Consider the following 14,288-nt stretch of genomic DNA (forward strand, 5'->3'; position numbering starts at 1 on the left):
CCAACCGATCCGTTCTCTGCTTTTCTTTGTCTAATTGTGAGGAATCCTGAAAATTGTTCATGAATTTGTATACCAGTGTTTCGGAGGTAAAAGCATGGCTCTAACTGGAATTGACATATCGGCTTATCAGGAAAACGTAAACTGGGCAACCGTTGCCAGCCAAGACATCTACTATGCGATCGCCAAGGCAACAGAGGGCGCAACCAGCAGAGATGATTTATTTGCAAGAAACTGGAGCGGCATTCGCTCGGTGGGAATTGTGCGAGGAGCTTACCATTTTTTCCGCCCTGGGCGCGATCCAGCAACCCAAGCCAACAATTTTATGCAAACGGTTGGCAAGATTGAGCCGTTTGATTTAGCGCCCGTGCTCGATCTAGAAATTACCGACGGGTTGGATGCCAGAACGATCATCGATCGCGCGCTGCAATGGCTTTCTATCATTGAAAGCAGAACCGGACGCAAGCCTTTTCTCTACACGTTTCCCAGTTTTTGGGAAGATAAGCTGGGTAATCCTTCCAGCTTTGCGCCGTATCCGTTATGGATTGCCAACTTTGGAACCCGGACGCCGTTTGTGCCCAGAACGTGGAAAACCTGGATACTTCACCAATATTCTGAAACGGGGATTGTTCGCGGTATTGTCGGAAATGTTGATCTCAATCAGTTTAATGGCGATTTAGACGGGTTTCAAAAGTTGCTCACAGGTCGCATTCCGCTGCGGCAAACTTACAAAGGAAATGTGGTGCGGGAGATGCAGCAGTTGCTTAAAGCAAGAGGGTTTGATGTTGGCACAATTGACGGCGATTTTGGTTCTAAAACAAAAGCGGCTGTTGTTGCCTTTCAAAGGTCTAGAAATCTGGGAGCAGATGGCATTGTGGGGGCGGCGACATGGGCAGCTTTGGAAACTGCAACTCCGACGCCTACTCCAACTCCGACGCCTACTCCAACTCCGACGCCTGCGCTCACACCGCTTAGCTTAATTAACGTTTGCAAATACTACCGATCGCAGCCTGCTCAAGATCAAGCGTTGAATTGGTTACAAAGCCAAATTCCCAAAGAAACGCTGGATGAATTTACTCGGAGATGGAGACAATAAGGTTGCCAGAGTAAGGTTGCCAGAGTGCGATCGCAGCTTGGGTTAATCTAAATTCGCCCTAAATTCGCCAGTCTTCATCGTTCTAGCATCTTTCTCGCTTGGGGAAGGAAGCAGCCATGACCCAACAATAAATTAAGCCCCTCTTCAACAGGAGAGGGGTTGGGGTAAGAGCAAAAATGGTGATGAATTATGGATTCTGCTTGTCTGGCGAGTCTTGACGCCAGCAGTGTTCTAGCAAGCGCCGCTCTGAGAGCCGCCAGCAGTGCTCTAACTGCTGAACTTTGTAATAACGACTAAACGCGCGGGGGTTGAAAATAAAAGGCTGACTCGGATCGAAAAACGGTTGGTTTAAATATGCCCAGAACGGAAATTGATCGAAGTCGTGGGAGTGAGGATTCATGCCTAACTGTGTGTGAGTGAACTGCAAACTAGATAGGATTCTAACCGTTAGACACCTATCTAAGGAGTGATTTTACCAATCACAATTCGCCCATCAGTATGACATCGAATGAATTTATCTGGGAAGAAGAAAGATTGATTTTGTGAGCGTTTCATCGCTTCTTTAAGAAAACTTAATTCTCTCTCAAATAACAAAATCAATGTTTTGAATTGTCTTTAGTTACGAACCTTTCAACAGATTTTAACATCGACTATTAAGTGTCTACAAGTTGATTAATGTTTTTGCCTTTTTGCTGAGTGCGATCGCAGTTTCTCGTGCCCACTGATCGGCTGCCAAAATATCATCTAGGGTTGGGTTTGCCTGATTTTGGGATTGATAGCGATCGCACACTTGCTCAATTAGTTTTGGAATATCTAAGAATCGAATTTTTTCTTCTAAAAATAGGGCAACGACTTGTTCATTTGCCGCGTTCAAAATAGCGGGCATACAGCCCCCAGTGCGACCCATAGCATAGGCAAGCTGCATACAGGGATACTTTGCATGATCGGGTTCGCGGAAGGTTAAATTTCCTGCCTTGACTAAATCTAAGCGCTCCCAATCGGTCTGAATGCGCTCTGGGTAAGAGAGGGCATAGAGCAACGGCAACCGCATGTCTGCCCACCCAAGTTGTGCCAACACCGAGGTATCCTGCAACTCAATCAATGAATGAATGATGCTTTGTGGATGAATCACGATTTCAATATCGTCATAATCTACCCCAAACAAGAAGTGTGCCTCGATCACTTCCAATCCTTTATTCATCAGGGTGGCAGAATCGATCGTAATTTTGCGACCCATTGACCAATTGGGATGCTTTAAGGCGTCTGCTACGGTGACATCTGCCAATTTCTCGACGGGCAAATCTCGAAACGCACCGCCCGATGCGGTTAATAAAATCTTCCGTAGGCCGCCTTGGGGAACGCCTTGCAAGCATTGAAAAATGGCAGAATGCTCGGAATCAGCAGGCAATAACTTGACGCCGTGTTTCTGAATGAGCGGCAGAACAACCGGGCCTCCGGCAATCAAGGTTTCTTTATTGGCGAGCGCAATATCTTTTTTAGCTTCGATCGCAGCGATCGTGGGTAATAATCCGGCGCATCCAACAATTCCGGTCACAACCAATTCTGCATCACCGTAGCGTGCAACCTCAACAATTCCCGCATCTCCAGATAATAAGATGGGTTGCGGATTCAGATCTGCGATCGCGGCTTTGAGGTCTTGCTCTTTACTTTCGTCACAAATGGCAACAATTTGTGGATGAAATTGCCGGATCTGTTGGGCAAACAATTCAACGTTGCGCCCGGCTGCCATGCCAACAATCCGAAACTGATCTGGGTACTGAGCCACAATATCCAGGGTTTGGGTTCCAATTGAGCCAGTTGAGCCAAGAAGAGAAATTGCTTTCACGGTTCGGTTGTGGTGACACGCCAATCGTATCTTACGGGGTAGAGGGGACGCGGGGATAGAGGGGGAGAAAGAGCGGCAATAACGAATGTAGGGTCACCTAATTTCAAACTAGGCAACCCTACATCTATTTTATAGGCAGACATTCTTTTAACTCCGCTCTACAAATCTTTGAGAGAATTTGCAAGCGAGCCGCAATCTTTTAAGCTGAAACCATTTCAGTAGGTTGCCTTTCTGTTGTTGTGCCTTTGATGCGAGTTCTCATGCTTTTACGAACGCGATCGCTCGTGCGAACTCCGCCTGCTAACTCATACTGGTGGCTATCTCGACCATACTCAAACGCAACGCCTAACAACATTTCCGCAGGCACCAAGCCCTCGGAAACCTATGCCATTGCCATTTGAAGGACTACCCCAACCCAAAAACGAAGCCAGCTAACGACCAAGATAAGCGGATGTAAGTAACAATGAAACTAAGCACCAGGAACTTCATTACATTCCGGTGCAACGCACTTGTTAGCTTGCATCAACTGCACGACGGAGTTATCAATCCCCATACCATACCGCCATTCTCCATTGAGATATAACCAGGTCGGTATTTGATGCACCAGTTTACGATCGCCCTCAAAACAAATTGTCCCTTGCTTAAGGGCAAGATTCAGATGGGTATAGCCCATCCAGACATGAGTGAAGGCACTCAGATCAGCTGATATTAAGACATTCACTTCAAAGCCTGGATCTTTTTGACACACATCCACCTCTCTATCCTCGATCACTAGCCACCAACTGCGCTGAGTTTTGCGCCCTTTGGTTAACCCACGAAAGTCAAACTGAAGCACCATTTTCTGCGCGGGTACTGCCTCAAGATTGATTCGTCGCCTCATGCCCCACATCAACAAGGCATCATCTAAATCTTCTGGGGCAATTTGTTCGCTTCCCCATTGTTGTGCCCAAACACCCATCGCCTCAATCAGGGGGCGCAGGGCTTCTCCGGCAGGTGTGAGAACATACTCATGCCCCTGCCCAGTCTCTTTTTCGTAGCTGACGACAATCCCCAATTTCTCAAGTTCTTTGAGGCGTTGAACCAGGAGGGCACGGGACATTAATGGCACCCCTCGACTAATGTCATTGAAGTAGCGATTGCCATATAGCATTTCTCGCAGCACTAGTGGGTTCCAGCGATCGCCAATCACTTCAGCCGCCTTTGCCACCGGACAGAATTGCCCATATCCCTTTCTCATAGCATGTCCAGGGAGGTAACACATCAGGTTCAGATATTGAACTTGTACCACTTTGTCAGACAAATCAGAATGGGAGCATCACAAAATTTAAAGGAGACAGTCCGATGTTAGAATTACAGACTGCACCAACAATCCAGCAGGAAGGGATAGACTGGTTATCCCTGGCGGAATCCCTAGGAAACCAGTTTGCTGCCAGAGAAGCCGAAGCCGATGAGCGCGACTTGTTTGTCGCTGATAACATTGCCAGATTGAAATCATCTGGACTAGTAGCAGCAGGTGTTCCGGCTGAACTGGGTGGTGGCGGAGCTAGCTATACCGATCTCTGCGCTGTGCTACGCATCTTGGGGCGCTATTGCAGTTCAACGGCGCTGGCATTTTCTATGCATACGCATCAGGTCATGGTGCCAACCTGGCGCTGGCGTAATCAGAATGCTCCCGTTGATGGATTACTCAGACGAGTGGCAACCGAGCAACTGATCATGCTCAGCAGTGGCGGATCAGACTGGTTACAGAGCGCTGGCACGGCTGTAAAAGTGGAGGGTGGATTTCTGATCACAGCGCGTAAAGTATTTGCTAGTGGTGCGCCTGTCGCGAATTTATTAATGACCAGTGCTGTTTATGAAGACCCAGAAATAGGGTCTACGGTATTACATTTTGCGGTTCCCATGAATGCCGAGGGCGTTGCAATTGAATCCACTTGGCAAGCGATGGGGATGCGGGGAACGGGTTCCCATGATGTGGTACTCTCTGATGTTTTTGTGCCGGATGCGGCAATTGCTTTACGACGAGAACAAGGGAAGTGGCATTTTATTTTTCACCTGATTTCGATGGTGGCGATCCCGTTGATTTATTCTGTTTATGTCGGGGTTGCAGAAGCAGCCCGCGATCGCGCGGTTCAACTAGCAATGAAGCGCCACACCGATGAACATCTTTGCTACAAGGTGGGAGGTTTAGACAATGAATTGATAGCTGCAAAGTTAGCACTTCAGCACATGATTTCGACTGCCGTGGTGAGTCAACCTGGCTTTGAAACCACGAATCAAATCATGACGGGACGGACACTGGTTGCCAACGCGGTACTCAACGTCGCTGATTTAGCAATGGAAATTGCTGGGGGAAGTGCGTTCTATCGCAAGCTGGGTCTGGAGAAATTGTTCCGTGATGTGCAGGGAGTCCGCTATCACCCTCTGCGAGAGGAGGCGCAGCGCAAGTTATCGGGTCAACTGGCACTTGGGTGGGATGTGTCTTTTTTGTAGAGTAGTTCCTTTCAGCCAGAGCGATCGCTCAGTCTTAGTTCCAGCGAGGAAAAGAGCGATCGTTCTCTCACTGCTAACTTTCCAATCCACTCAGACTGATAAGTTGCGGTCTAACGACACAGTTGAGCCGACGCAGATAACGTTTCTCGATCCTAACCGATCGCTTCTCGCCGTTCGGCTCCAACGTCTTGTTGTGCTGCGCCGCTTGGTTGCAGCGTTGCTCTCCATTGAATAACAACCTGAGCTAGATTGCACATGGCTGTTACCAAATTCGCTTCAAAATCTGCTGCTGCTTGATGATTCGCTGTATCAGTTACACCACGCAACTCAACGTAGCACTTCTGATTAAATTTGCACGCTCTAGCACCTCCCGCTCCTTCCCACGCCACAGCAATACAATCAGTCAAATTCATTAACTCTTGCCCTCTGGCAGCATCAACAATATCTTCGTCACCGCTTGCAACAGCACCGAAATGAACTGAAAAAGCTGAATCTGTCTGAGGTAAGCTTTGTAGAACCTCGATGATTTGATGACTTCCAGCGAAACGAGGCAAGGGACGGCTGACAAATTTCAGATTGTAGTCATGTTCAACTGTTTCAGTTGCGACAACCACATCGCCAACTTCCAATGAATTAGACAACGCTCCAGCGGCTCCGGCACACACTAACAGTTGTATCTGTGGAACTTGGCAAAGCAAGTATTGGGCTTGTATGCCAAACTGCGTCTTACCATGTCCGCCATTAGCAACTAATAGGTCAACCTCGCCAAATTCAAAAATATCTAAGCCACCTGATCGAAACTCTCTTTTTTGCAGCCCAAACTGCTCTAATTGAGCAACCAGAATCGCAAGTTCTTCTTGAAGTGGAGTGAGAATTGCAGTCTTCATTTAAGGAATTTGACTGTGAACGAACTGGATGATTCTAGCTTGACATTTCGAACTCGCCGACAATTTGCCGATTACCACCCTCACCCATAACGTTAAGATCGCCAATGCTGCATGACTAACAGATTGATTTTAAACCACGGTCACCACCGAAATTCAAGCGGTACAACGACCAAGATAAGCGGCGGCAGATAAGTGTGGCATCACCACCAAGATCTCTCGTCCGTCCGCTTCATCGACTTGTTAGCTGGCTCTCCTCACCGATCGCCCCCAACCGCTCAATCTCTCCCACTCAGCGATCGCCTCTGAACACCGCGATGCTTGCAGACTCGCGGGTGACTTAGAAGAAGAAGTGCAAGGATTTTGTGCAGAGCTAGCCAAATCACCATCGAGATTTACAATCAAGCAAAACAGAAATTTGGCAACTCGTAAGTCTCGTTGCAAGCGTGCCTCTCTCCTTCGACTCGGATCTAGCATAAGAATCTAAAGCGATTCTGAGCGAATAGATTTATGAACCAACTAGATACTATTTCCCAAGGCTTACAGACGCTTGGAGGACAAGCCGTAAACGCACTTAGCCTGCCTAGCCAAGCTGTAGAACAACTGAGTAGTGCCGTTGTCATGCGATCGCAAGTTGCCGCTACCTCTGTGCTGCAAAATTGGCTCGACGCCCATCCGATCGCGGCTTGGATGCTGCATCACCCGATTTGGGCACTAGCACTGATTGGCTTTTTAGTCATCATGGCGTTTGGGTTGCTCGGTGCGATCGCCCGCCTAACCGAAAATATCTGGCTCTCGCTTTTACAAACTCCCATCAAACTTAGCCAATGGCTCTTCAAGAAAAGCCCACGGCTGATCCAACACCTATTCGCACCGCAGCAGCCAAACCGCGATTCAAAGCAGCAACTTCTAGATGCCATTCACCAGCTAGAAGAATTGAGGAAGGAGCAAGACAAGGTTTTAGAGCAAATTAAGCAGTTACTCCCAAATGGATAACAATTGGGGTAGTCCTATTTTGTAAAGGTTGTAAATAATCAGGCTAGAGGCTTGTGGCAGCGCTAGACCGTTAATTTGCAGCTATTTTTTCTGTCCTTTACAAAAAGGCACTACCCCCGAAAACAGAGTAGACGGGACACCGTTTTACACTAGTAGATTGTCAACGTTGAGTCGATGGGTAAATGGGTGGAGGAGTCGGTGACCCGATTACTAGACTATCCCTCTCCCCCATCTACTCCTAGTCCCTCAGTTCCACCTTGACAGACCACTAGAACCCTGATTGCCTAGAGTGAGTTACCGAAAAATATTAGGTAGCAAATAAGTAGCCCCTGAATACAAAATGTAAAAGGCAAAACCGAAAAACAACGTATTCAAAATAGTAGCTAGATAACCTAGGCACATTAATAGACCGTCCGATTCGATGGTCGCAACTGCCAACAATAACATTCCCACAGCAGGAATAGGATTAGTAGCAGGAGGATAGGGCGACATGAGTAATATTGCCAACCAAGTGAGACAGATGCCATTGAACTGCCACGCTAATTGACTATCGGCAATCTTCTCATAACGTGGGCGGGAGATTTTTTCTAAAACTTTGGTCACACGTTGTAAATTTTTCAACAACGCTTGGGCAAACCAATTAGGAAATTGGAGGGTGGCAATTTTTTTCGGGAGCCACGGTGTCCGCCTCCCTAAAGCCATTTGCCCTGACATTAACAAACAAGCGATACCAAGAGGAGTGCTTAAGCCAGGTGGAGTAGGGATCAAAAATGGTAGTACCAATAATGCAATCACTAAGCTAAACCCTCGTTCTAAGGTTTCTGAAATAACATCACCCAGAGTCAGAGGCTTTTCGGCTAGGCGTTGCAAAAGCAATTTGATGTCGTGAGAAAATTTCAGATTCATTGAATTTTAGGTAGTAGGCATTCAAGAAACAGTGATAGCTTAACTTACTGTAATTTGCGTCTAGATCCGGTCTTTAGCAGGTGTAATTACTGCTGGAAAAGTTCACCAGACATTAAATCCCTCTTAGTTAATTTCTTAGTTAATTGGGTCAAACTGCTGTAGGATGAGCGCCCAAAGGATAACGGGAAGCCCAAGTGCCAGAATAAAAAGCCCCTGCGCTGGACTGAGAGGAGCCGTATCGAATAGCTCATTCATTAAGCTCCACTGGCTAAAAAGGACTTGCAAAATAACCAATGTGCCAATTCCGATCGCGGGTGCATAGCTAATGGTTTTTTGTTGACCCCACAGATTGGCAACTAGAGAAGGGATGAGTCGGCAGATACTCAACAGGTAAAAAATCTCAGATGAAACCAACACATTGATGGCAACTGTACGAGCAACATCCACATCGCCTGTTGTACGCATCATCCACTCAAACGTGCCGAAGGTTGCGATCGCATTCCAAACGGAGATGACCAGAATGCGAAGTCCTAACCGTCCTGACAATAGCGGTTCATTGGGGTTGCGAGGGGGTTGCTGCATGGCCCGCTCCGATTTGGGTTCAAAGGCAAGCGGCAGTGACAGCGCGATCGCACTGACCATATTCACCCAAAGCACCTGAACGGGCAGGATGGGCAGCACGGTACTCACCAGCGTTCCCATCAAGATGGTTAACGATTCGCCACCACTAATCGGCAGGATAAATCCGATGGCTCGCCGGATATTGCGATAAGCCGTTCGCCCTTCTTCCACGGCAGCGGCAATAGAGGCGAAATTATTATCGGTCAACACCATGTCTGCGGCTTCCTTCGCCACCTCCGTTCCCATTCCCATTGCCACCCCAATATCGGCTTGGCTAAGCGCAGGGGCATCATTGACCCCATCGCCTGTCATCGCGACAATCTCACCTTTTGCTTGTAGCGCCTCTACCAGACGAAGTTTTTGCTCTGGGGCAACGCGGGCAAACACATCGGTATTTTCTACAGCGTTAGCAAGTTCTTGTGGCTCCATTTGCGCCAATTCTTGCCCGGTAAAGGCAGTCGCCGTTTGTCCCAGCCCAATGGTACGCGCGATCGCCACTGCCGTAATGGGATGATCGCCTGTGATCATTTTGACCTGAATGCCAGCCATTTTGCACGCACGGACTGCCTCGATCGCCTCTGGACGGGGGGGATCAATCATGCCCTGCAAGCCCAAGAAAATTAGCCCCTGATTGAGATCATCCGGTTCGATGGTTTCTTGATCTGGAGCCACTGGTTTTTTGGCAAACGCTAAAACACGCAAACCCTTCCCAGCCGTATCATCCGCTTGTTGCCGGACGGCATCTAAATCCATCGGTGCCTTCTCACCCTGCCCATTCACCCAAAATTGGCAGTGAGTCAACAAAGCTTCAACCGAACCCTTGGCATAAATGACACGGTTAGACTGATCTTGATGGAGCGTTGCCATGTATTGCAGTTTCGAGTCAAAGGGCAGAACATCGAGCCGAGGAATCTCCTCTTCCAGAACCTCTCGATCCAAACCTGCTTTATGAGCCGCCCCTAAGAGAGCACCCTCGGTGGGATCGCCGACCACCTCCCACTGTCCATCTTCTTGTTGCAGGTGAGAGTCATTACAAAGCAGCCCTGCCAGCAAACAGTCGCGTAAGGCGGGCGATGTGTTTAACTCGATCATCTGATCGTTCAGGGAAATGGCTCCTTCAAAGTCATACCCAGTACCGCTGACTGTGTAGTGCCGTCCCCCAGCGTAGACTTCCTGCACCGTCATCTGATTTTTGGTCAGGGTGCCTGTTTTATCAGAACAAATGACGGTTGTACTGCCGAGGGTTTCTACAGCGGGGAGTTTGCGAACAATGGCATGACGCTTTGCCATGCGGGAAACCCCAATGGCTAACGTAATGGTGACAATTGCCGGAAGCCCTTCCGGTACCGCACTTACAGCAAGGGCAACTGCACTTTTGAAGGTTTCAACCCAGGCATAGCCAGAGCGTACCGCTCCCACTGCAAATGCCAGTGCTGCCATGCCCAAGACAAAGTAGAGCAGCGTCCGGCTGAACCTCTGAATTCTCCGGGCGAGCGGCGTCATCAGGTTCGTGGACTCCTGCATCAGTTGTGCGACTCGTCCCGTCTCGGTTTGGTTGCCGATCGCCACAACAAACCCACGCCCCTGTCCAGCCGTAACCAAACTACCCGAATACGCCATGTTGGTGCGTTCAGGGAGCAGTGTTTCTGGAGCCAAGGGTTCCGTCGTTTTGTCTACGGGCAAGGATTCACCCGTCAAACCGGATTCATCAATCTGCAAGTCGAACGCTTCAGTCAGCCGTATGTCCGCCGGAACGCGATCGCCCGTTGCCAGGACAATTAAGTCACCCGGAACCAATTCACGAGAGGAAATCCGCGCTTTTTCATCGTCCCGGATCACCGTGGCTTCTGTGGTCACCACCTCTGCTAAGGCGGCGATCGCATTTTCTGCTCTGGCTTCTTGAATGAACCCAATCAGAGCATTTCCAACGGCAACGGCAAAAATAACGCCAGCATCGACCACCTCCTTAAATAGGGCAGTCACGGTGCCTGCAACCAACAAGATATATTGAACTGGCTGTTGAAACTGCTGCAAAAACCTTCGCCAACTGCTAGTCTTCTCTCGACTCACCAGTTCATTTGAACCGTAACGGCGTTGCCGATTTGTTGCCTCATTAAAGGGCAACCCCAGTTCGGTATCACTTTCTAGAAGTTGAGCAACTTCGGATCCAGAGAGAGTATGCCAGGAATGATTTAGTAAAATGCGAGGCTTCCTCCAGCAAATTAGAGCGCTACAAATGCTGCCAACACGAGCAGCTTTGGGACAAGTTGATGATTTCTCAGTATAAGCCGAATGTAAATCTTTGAGGTTTGCTGTTTCAAGCAAACCTCTACTCAAATTGGAATAAGTTTTTGGGCGATCGCGATCGGGGCAAGCAAGTCGCTTTAAGCCAATCAATCGCTCTAGCAGCCCCGTACTTCTAAAGGGATAGAACAGTACCGAAATTTGTTCTGATGGTAGTTTGCTTAGCCTTATAAAAATACTTAGCTTTGTGAGAACAATTGTAAACTTGCGCTATACTACTCATAGTCGTTATGAGTTCATACAAGGCTTATGGAGAACCCAACCGTAGAAAACTTAGTCATTATTGGTTCTGGCCCAGCAGGCTACACGGCGGCAATTTATGCGGCGCGTGCAAATCTCAAGCCTTTGGTCTTTGAAGGCTTTCAGGTGGGCGGGCTTCCGGGCGGACAACTGATGACAACGACCGAAGTTGAAAACTTTCCGGGCTTTCCTCATGGCATCACCGGACCACAACTGATGGATCAGATGAAGGCTCAAGCCGAACGATGGGGAGCCGAGCTTTATACCGAAGATGTGACGTTTGTTGACTTGAGCCAGCGTCCATTTACAATTCGGTCAGACGATCGCGAAGTCAAGGCCCACAGCGTGGTGATTGCCACAGGTGCAACCGCTAAACGGCTCGGATTGCCCGATGAAGCCAATTTCTGGAGTCGAGGTATTTCTGCGTGTGCCATTTGTGATGGTGCAACGCCCTTATTTCGGGGTGCGCCGTTGGTGATTATTGGCGGGGGTGACACGGCGGCAGAAGAAGCGCTGTATCTGACGAAGTACGGCGATCGCGTCAATATGCTGGTGCGAGGAGACAAACTGCGCGCCAGTAAAGCCATGCAAGATCGCGTCTTAAATAATCCAAAGATCACGGTTCATTGGAATACGGAAGCCGTTGATGTGGTGGGCGGTAGTGAACATATGACAGGCGTGAAAGTCAGAAATCGTCAGACAGGCGAAGAAAGCGCGATCGAGGCGAAAGGCTTGTTCTATGCGATCGGGCACACGCCGAATACCTCTCTGTTCAAAGGTCAGCTTGATCTAGATGACGTCGGTTACATTGTCACCAAACCTGGAGAGGTTGAAACGAGTATTGAAGGGGTGTTTGCCGCAGGTGACGTGCAAGATCACGAATTCCGCCAAGCGATTACGGCGGCTGGAACAGGCTGCATGTCTGCAATGTTGGCAGAACGCTGGCTATCGTTTAATGGCTTGATCCAAGAGTTTCATCAAGTTCAGATCGAAGAGTCGAATGAAGAGAAGACGGCTCACAAAGCAGAAGAGTTTTCTACAGAGGTCGATCCAGAAAAGACAAAGCATGTGGGCGGTTATGCCTTGCGGAAGCTCTACCATGACAGCGATCGCTTGATTATGGTGAAGTATGTCTCTCCGAGTTGCGGCCCGTGCCATACACTAAAGCCAATTCTCAATAAAGTGGTAGATGAGTTTGACGGCAAAATTCACTTTATTGAGATAGACATCGAGGAAGACCCGGACATTGCAGAATCAGCAGGCATTTCGGGAACTCCAACGATTCAGTTCTTTAAGCACAAAGATAAGGTTGCGGAAGTGAAAGGCGTAAAGCAGAAGAGTCAGTACCGCGAGTTGATCGAAAGCCATTTGTAGGCGTGGCAGCGAACTAGATAGCAGATGTAACGGATGGAGGGTTAAACAAACAAACTTTTCATCCGCTACATCCAGAGCGATCGCTTCGAGTTACCCTTTGCGGGTGACTCAAAGAGCGCACGTTATTCATTCTTTCAGGAGCATCAGCATGGTGCTCCTTTTCTATTTGAAGCTCCCCTAATTGAGCTACGAAGTCGTTTCGATGGGTGATCAGGTCAATCGATTGAGTGGTCAGGTGATTTAATTCGGTTGCCGGATGATCTATAATGCGATACAGTTCGGTCGCTACGTTCTAGAGCGGGAAGAGTCCGAAGATTGCTAGTCAGCTAAGTAGCGCATATCTAAGGTTTTTCAGGGTGTTGGTCGATATCTCGATCGCCTTGATCCGATACGTTGTCCGCTACGGAATTTGCGAATTCAGGATTTTGCCAATCATTCAGGATGTCCTTAACCAGTAACTCTTTAATCCACACTTGCAGCACCACCATCAAAGGCAGCGCCAGAAATAACCCCAAAAAACCAAAGAAGCTGGCAAAAATCACTTGAGATGCCAGAGTAACGGCAGGCGGCAGCGATACCTGTTTTTCCATCACCAAAGGCGTAAGAACATTGCTCTCCAGTTGTTGAATGACGATGTATAGAATCAAGATAGCAACGACTTTCCAGGGAGCATCGAGGAGCGCCAGGGCGATCGGTGGAATCACACTCAGGGTCGGACCCACGTTCGGAATGAACGTCAATAATCCTGCTAGGACTGCATTGGCTAGAGCCAGCGGCACCTGCAAAATCCACAAGCCAATGCCACTAAACAGAGCAATCACCGTCATGTTAAAAAGAATGCCCGTTGCCCAACCGCCAAGCGAAACATTGCATTGCTCTAGAATGTTATTGGCACGACGACGATAAAAGGAGGGAAACAGTAGGACGAATCCTTGTCGATAAATAGTGGGATTGGCTAAGAGCATAATGCTCAAAACCAATACGAACAATGCTCTGACCACAATTCCAAGCAAGTCAGAGAACAGCGTGAAGAGATTACCGACTTGCTGAGAGACAAAGGATTGCAACTGTTGGGTTAGCCCGTCCAATCCGTCAAATGGCACGGACTGCTGCGTTAGCCTATCTTGCAGCCATTCAACCCACTGTCGAGCGAGATCGAATCCTGTTGGAATGAAATTAATCAGTTGTTGAAATTGATCGACAAATGGCGGCACAATAATCACCAAGAAACCCGCCCCCAATGCCAGCAAAAGCACAAGAGTAAGAGCAATGGCAATACCGCGTTTTTTGATGCCGATTCGCTGAAGCAGGCGAACCAATCGATCGAGGGCAGTGGCTAAGACAACGGCGGCAAAAATCAGCAGCAAAATCTGTCGAATCTGCCAGATGATGTAGAGAGAGGCAACAAAAACGACTAAGCCGATCCACTTTCCTAACCCCACCACACTATCTCCTTTACGATCGCGCGCTGCCCTTCTTAATTTGTTGATAATCTTAATTTGTTAATAATCTTAATTTGTTGATAAATTGT

Annotated in this window: 13 protein-coding genes; 4 read left to right on the plus strand and 9 right to left on the minus strand. The window is 48.4% G+C overall.

Annotated features, from left to right (window positions below; translation table 11 throughout):
* Positions 1–94 precede the first annotated feature (94 nt).
* On the plus strand, positions 95–1,093 hold the full coding sequence (locus GS601_RS11175; protein WP_162423372.1) for a GH25 family lysozyme: 999 nt from the start codon (positions 95–97) through the stop codon (positions 1,091–1,093).
* Positions 1,094–1,280: 187 nt separating this feature from the next.
* Here GS601_RS11175 and GS601_RS11180 read toward each other — a convergent pair whose 3' ends face one another.
* The 4 genes from GS601_RS11180 to GS601_RS11195 all read right to left on the minus strand — a co-directional run bounded on the left by GS601_RS11180 (position 1,281) and on the right by GS601_RS11195 (position 4,176).
* Positions 1,281–1,493, minus strand: a complete 213-nt coding sequence (locus GS601_RS11180) for a hypothetical protein (RefSeq protein ID WP_162423331.1) — start codon at positions 1,491–1,493, stop codon at positions 1,281–1,283.
* A 261-nt stretch (positions 1,494–1,754) separates the two neighbouring features.
* On the minus strand, positions 1,755–2,939 hold the full coding sequence (gene dxr, locus GS601_RS11185; protein WP_162423373.1) for a 1-deoxy-D-xylulose-5-phosphate reductoisomerase: 1,185 nt from the start codon (positions 2,937–2,939) through the stop codon (positions 1,755–1,757).
* 199 nt (positions 2,940–3,138) lie between these two features.
* Positions 3,139–3,294 (minus strand): hypothetical protein, encoded by a 156-nt coding sequence (locus GS601_RS11190; RefSeq protein ID WP_162423332.1) that lies wholly within the window; start codon positions 3,292–3,294, stop codon positions 3,139–3,141.
* A 114-nt stretch (positions 3,295–3,408) separates the two neighbouring features.
* Positions 3,409–4,176 (minus strand): winged helix-turn-helix transcriptional regulator, encoded by a 768-nt coding sequence (locus tag GS601_RS11195; protein ID WP_162423374.1) that lies wholly within the window; start codon positions 4,174–4,176, stop codon positions 3,409–3,411.
* A 104-nt stretch (positions 4,177–4,280) separates the two neighbouring features.
* Here GS601_RS11195 and GS601_RS11200 point away from each other — a divergent pair, with 104 nt between their 5' ends.
* Positions 4,281–5,432, plus strand: a complete 1,152-nt coding sequence (locus GS601_RS11200) for an acyl-CoA dehydrogenase family protein (RefSeq protein ID WP_162423375.1) — start codon at positions 4,281–4,283, stop codon at positions 5,430–5,432.
* 152 nt (positions 5,433–5,584) lie between these two features.
* On the opposite strand, the gene GS601_RS11205 is transcribed toward GS601_RS11200, so the two are convergent.
* Together GS601_RS11205 and GS601_RS11210 are read right to left on the minus strand one after the other, a co-directional pair.
* Positions 5,585–6,319 (minus strand): 5'-methylthioadenosine/S-adenosylhomocysteine nucleosidase family protein, encoded by a 735-nt coding sequence (locus tag GS601_RS11205; RefSeq protein ID WP_162423376.1) that lies wholly within the window; start codon positions 6,317–6,319, stop codon positions 5,585–5,587.
* Positions 6,320–6,559: 240 nt separating this feature from the next.
* Positions 6,560–6,760 carry a hypothetical protein gene (locus GS601_RS11210; RefSeq protein WP_162423377.1) on the minus strand — a complete coding sequence of 67 codons (201 nt, stop codon included), beginning with the start codon at positions 6,758–6,760 and terminating at the stop codon, positions 6,560–6,562.
* Between the two features lie 66 nt (positions 6,761–6,826).
* On the opposite strand from GS601_RS11210, the gene GS601_RS11215 reads away from it, so the two are divergent.
* Positions 6,827–7,312, plus strand: coding sequence for a hypothetical protein (locus GS601_RS11215; RefSeq protein WP_162423378.1), 486 nt, complete (start codon positions 6,827–6,829; stop codon positions 7,310–7,312).
* 294 nt (positions 7,313–7,606) lie between these two features.
* On the opposite strand, the gene GS601_RS11220 is transcribed toward GS601_RS11215, so the two are convergent.
* Positions 7,607–8,218, minus strand: coding sequence for an exopolysaccharide biosynthesis protein (locus GS601_RS11220; protein WP_162423379.1), 612 nt, complete (start codon positions 8,216–8,218; stop codon positions 7,607–7,609).
* A gap of 135 nt (positions 8,219–8,353) precedes the next feature.
* Complete coding sequence (locus GS601_RS11225; protein ID WP_338017021.1) at positions 8,354–11,077, minus strand: cation-translocating P-type ATPase; 2,724 nt, start codon at positions 11,075–11,077, stop codon at positions 8,354–8,356.
* Between the two features lie 315 nt (positions 11,078–11,392).
* Between GS601_RS11225 and trxB the strand changes: the two genes are divergently transcribed.
* Entirely contained in the window at positions 11,393–12,757 is a 1,365-nt protein-coding gene (trxB, locus tag GS601_RS11230) for a thioredoxin-disulfide reductase (protein WP_162423380.1), read from the plus strand.
* 341 nt (positions 12,758–13,098) lie between these two features.
* On the opposite strand, the gene GS601_RS11235 is transcribed toward trxB, so the two are convergent.
* Complete coding sequence (locus GS601_RS11235; RefSeq protein WP_162423381.1) at positions 13,099–14,199, minus strand: AI-2E family transporter; 1,101 nt, start codon at positions 14,197–14,199, stop codon at positions 13,099–13,101.
* Positions 14,200–14,288 lie beyond the last annotated feature (89 nt).

It is taken from the genome of Myxacorys almedinensis A (assembly GCF_010091945.1).
Taxonomy (GTDB): Bacteria; Cyanobacteriota; Cyanobacteriia; order Leptolyngbyales; family Leptolyngbyaceae; genus Myxacorys; species Myxacorys almedinensis.

Excerpts from the sequence above, each read along its gene's own strand:
- GS601_RS11175 (WP_162423372.1), top strand. The coding sequence starts at position 95 with ATGGCTCTAACTGGAATTGACATATCGGCTTATCAGGAAAACGTAAAC.
- GS601_RS11180 (WP_162423331.1), bottom strand. The coding sequence starts at position 1,493 with ATGAATCCTCACTCCCACGACTTCGATCAATTTCCGTTCTGGGCATAT.
- GS601_RS11190 (WP_162423332.1), bottom strand. The coding sequence starts at position 3,294 with ATGTTGTTAGGCGTTGCGTTTGAGTATGGTCGAGATAGCCACCAGTAT.
- GS601_RS11195 (WP_162423374.1), bottom strand. The coding sequence starts at position 4,176 with ATGAGAAAGGGATATGGGCAATTCTGTCCGGTGGCAAAGGCGGCTGAA.
- GS601_RS11200 (WP_162423375.1), top strand. The coding sequence starts at position 4,281 with ATGTTAGAATTACAGACTGCACCAACAATCCAGCAGGAAGGGATAGAC.
- GS601_RS11205 (WP_162423376.1), bottom strand. The coding sequence starts at position 6,319 with ATGAAGACTGCAATTCTCACTCCACTTCAAGAAGAACTTGCGATTCTG.
- GS601_RS11215 (WP_162423378.1), top strand. The coding sequence starts at position 6,827 with ATGAACCAACTAGATACTATTTCCCAAGGCTTACAGACGCTTGGAGGA.
- GS601_RS11220 (WP_162423379.1), bottom strand. The coding sequence starts at position 8,218 with ATGAATCTGAAATTTTCTCACGACATCAAATTGCTTTTGCAACGCCTA.
- trxB (WP_162423380.1), top strand. The coding sequence starts at position 11,393 with ATGGAGAACCCAACCGTAGAAAACTTAGTCATTATTGGTTCTGGCCCA.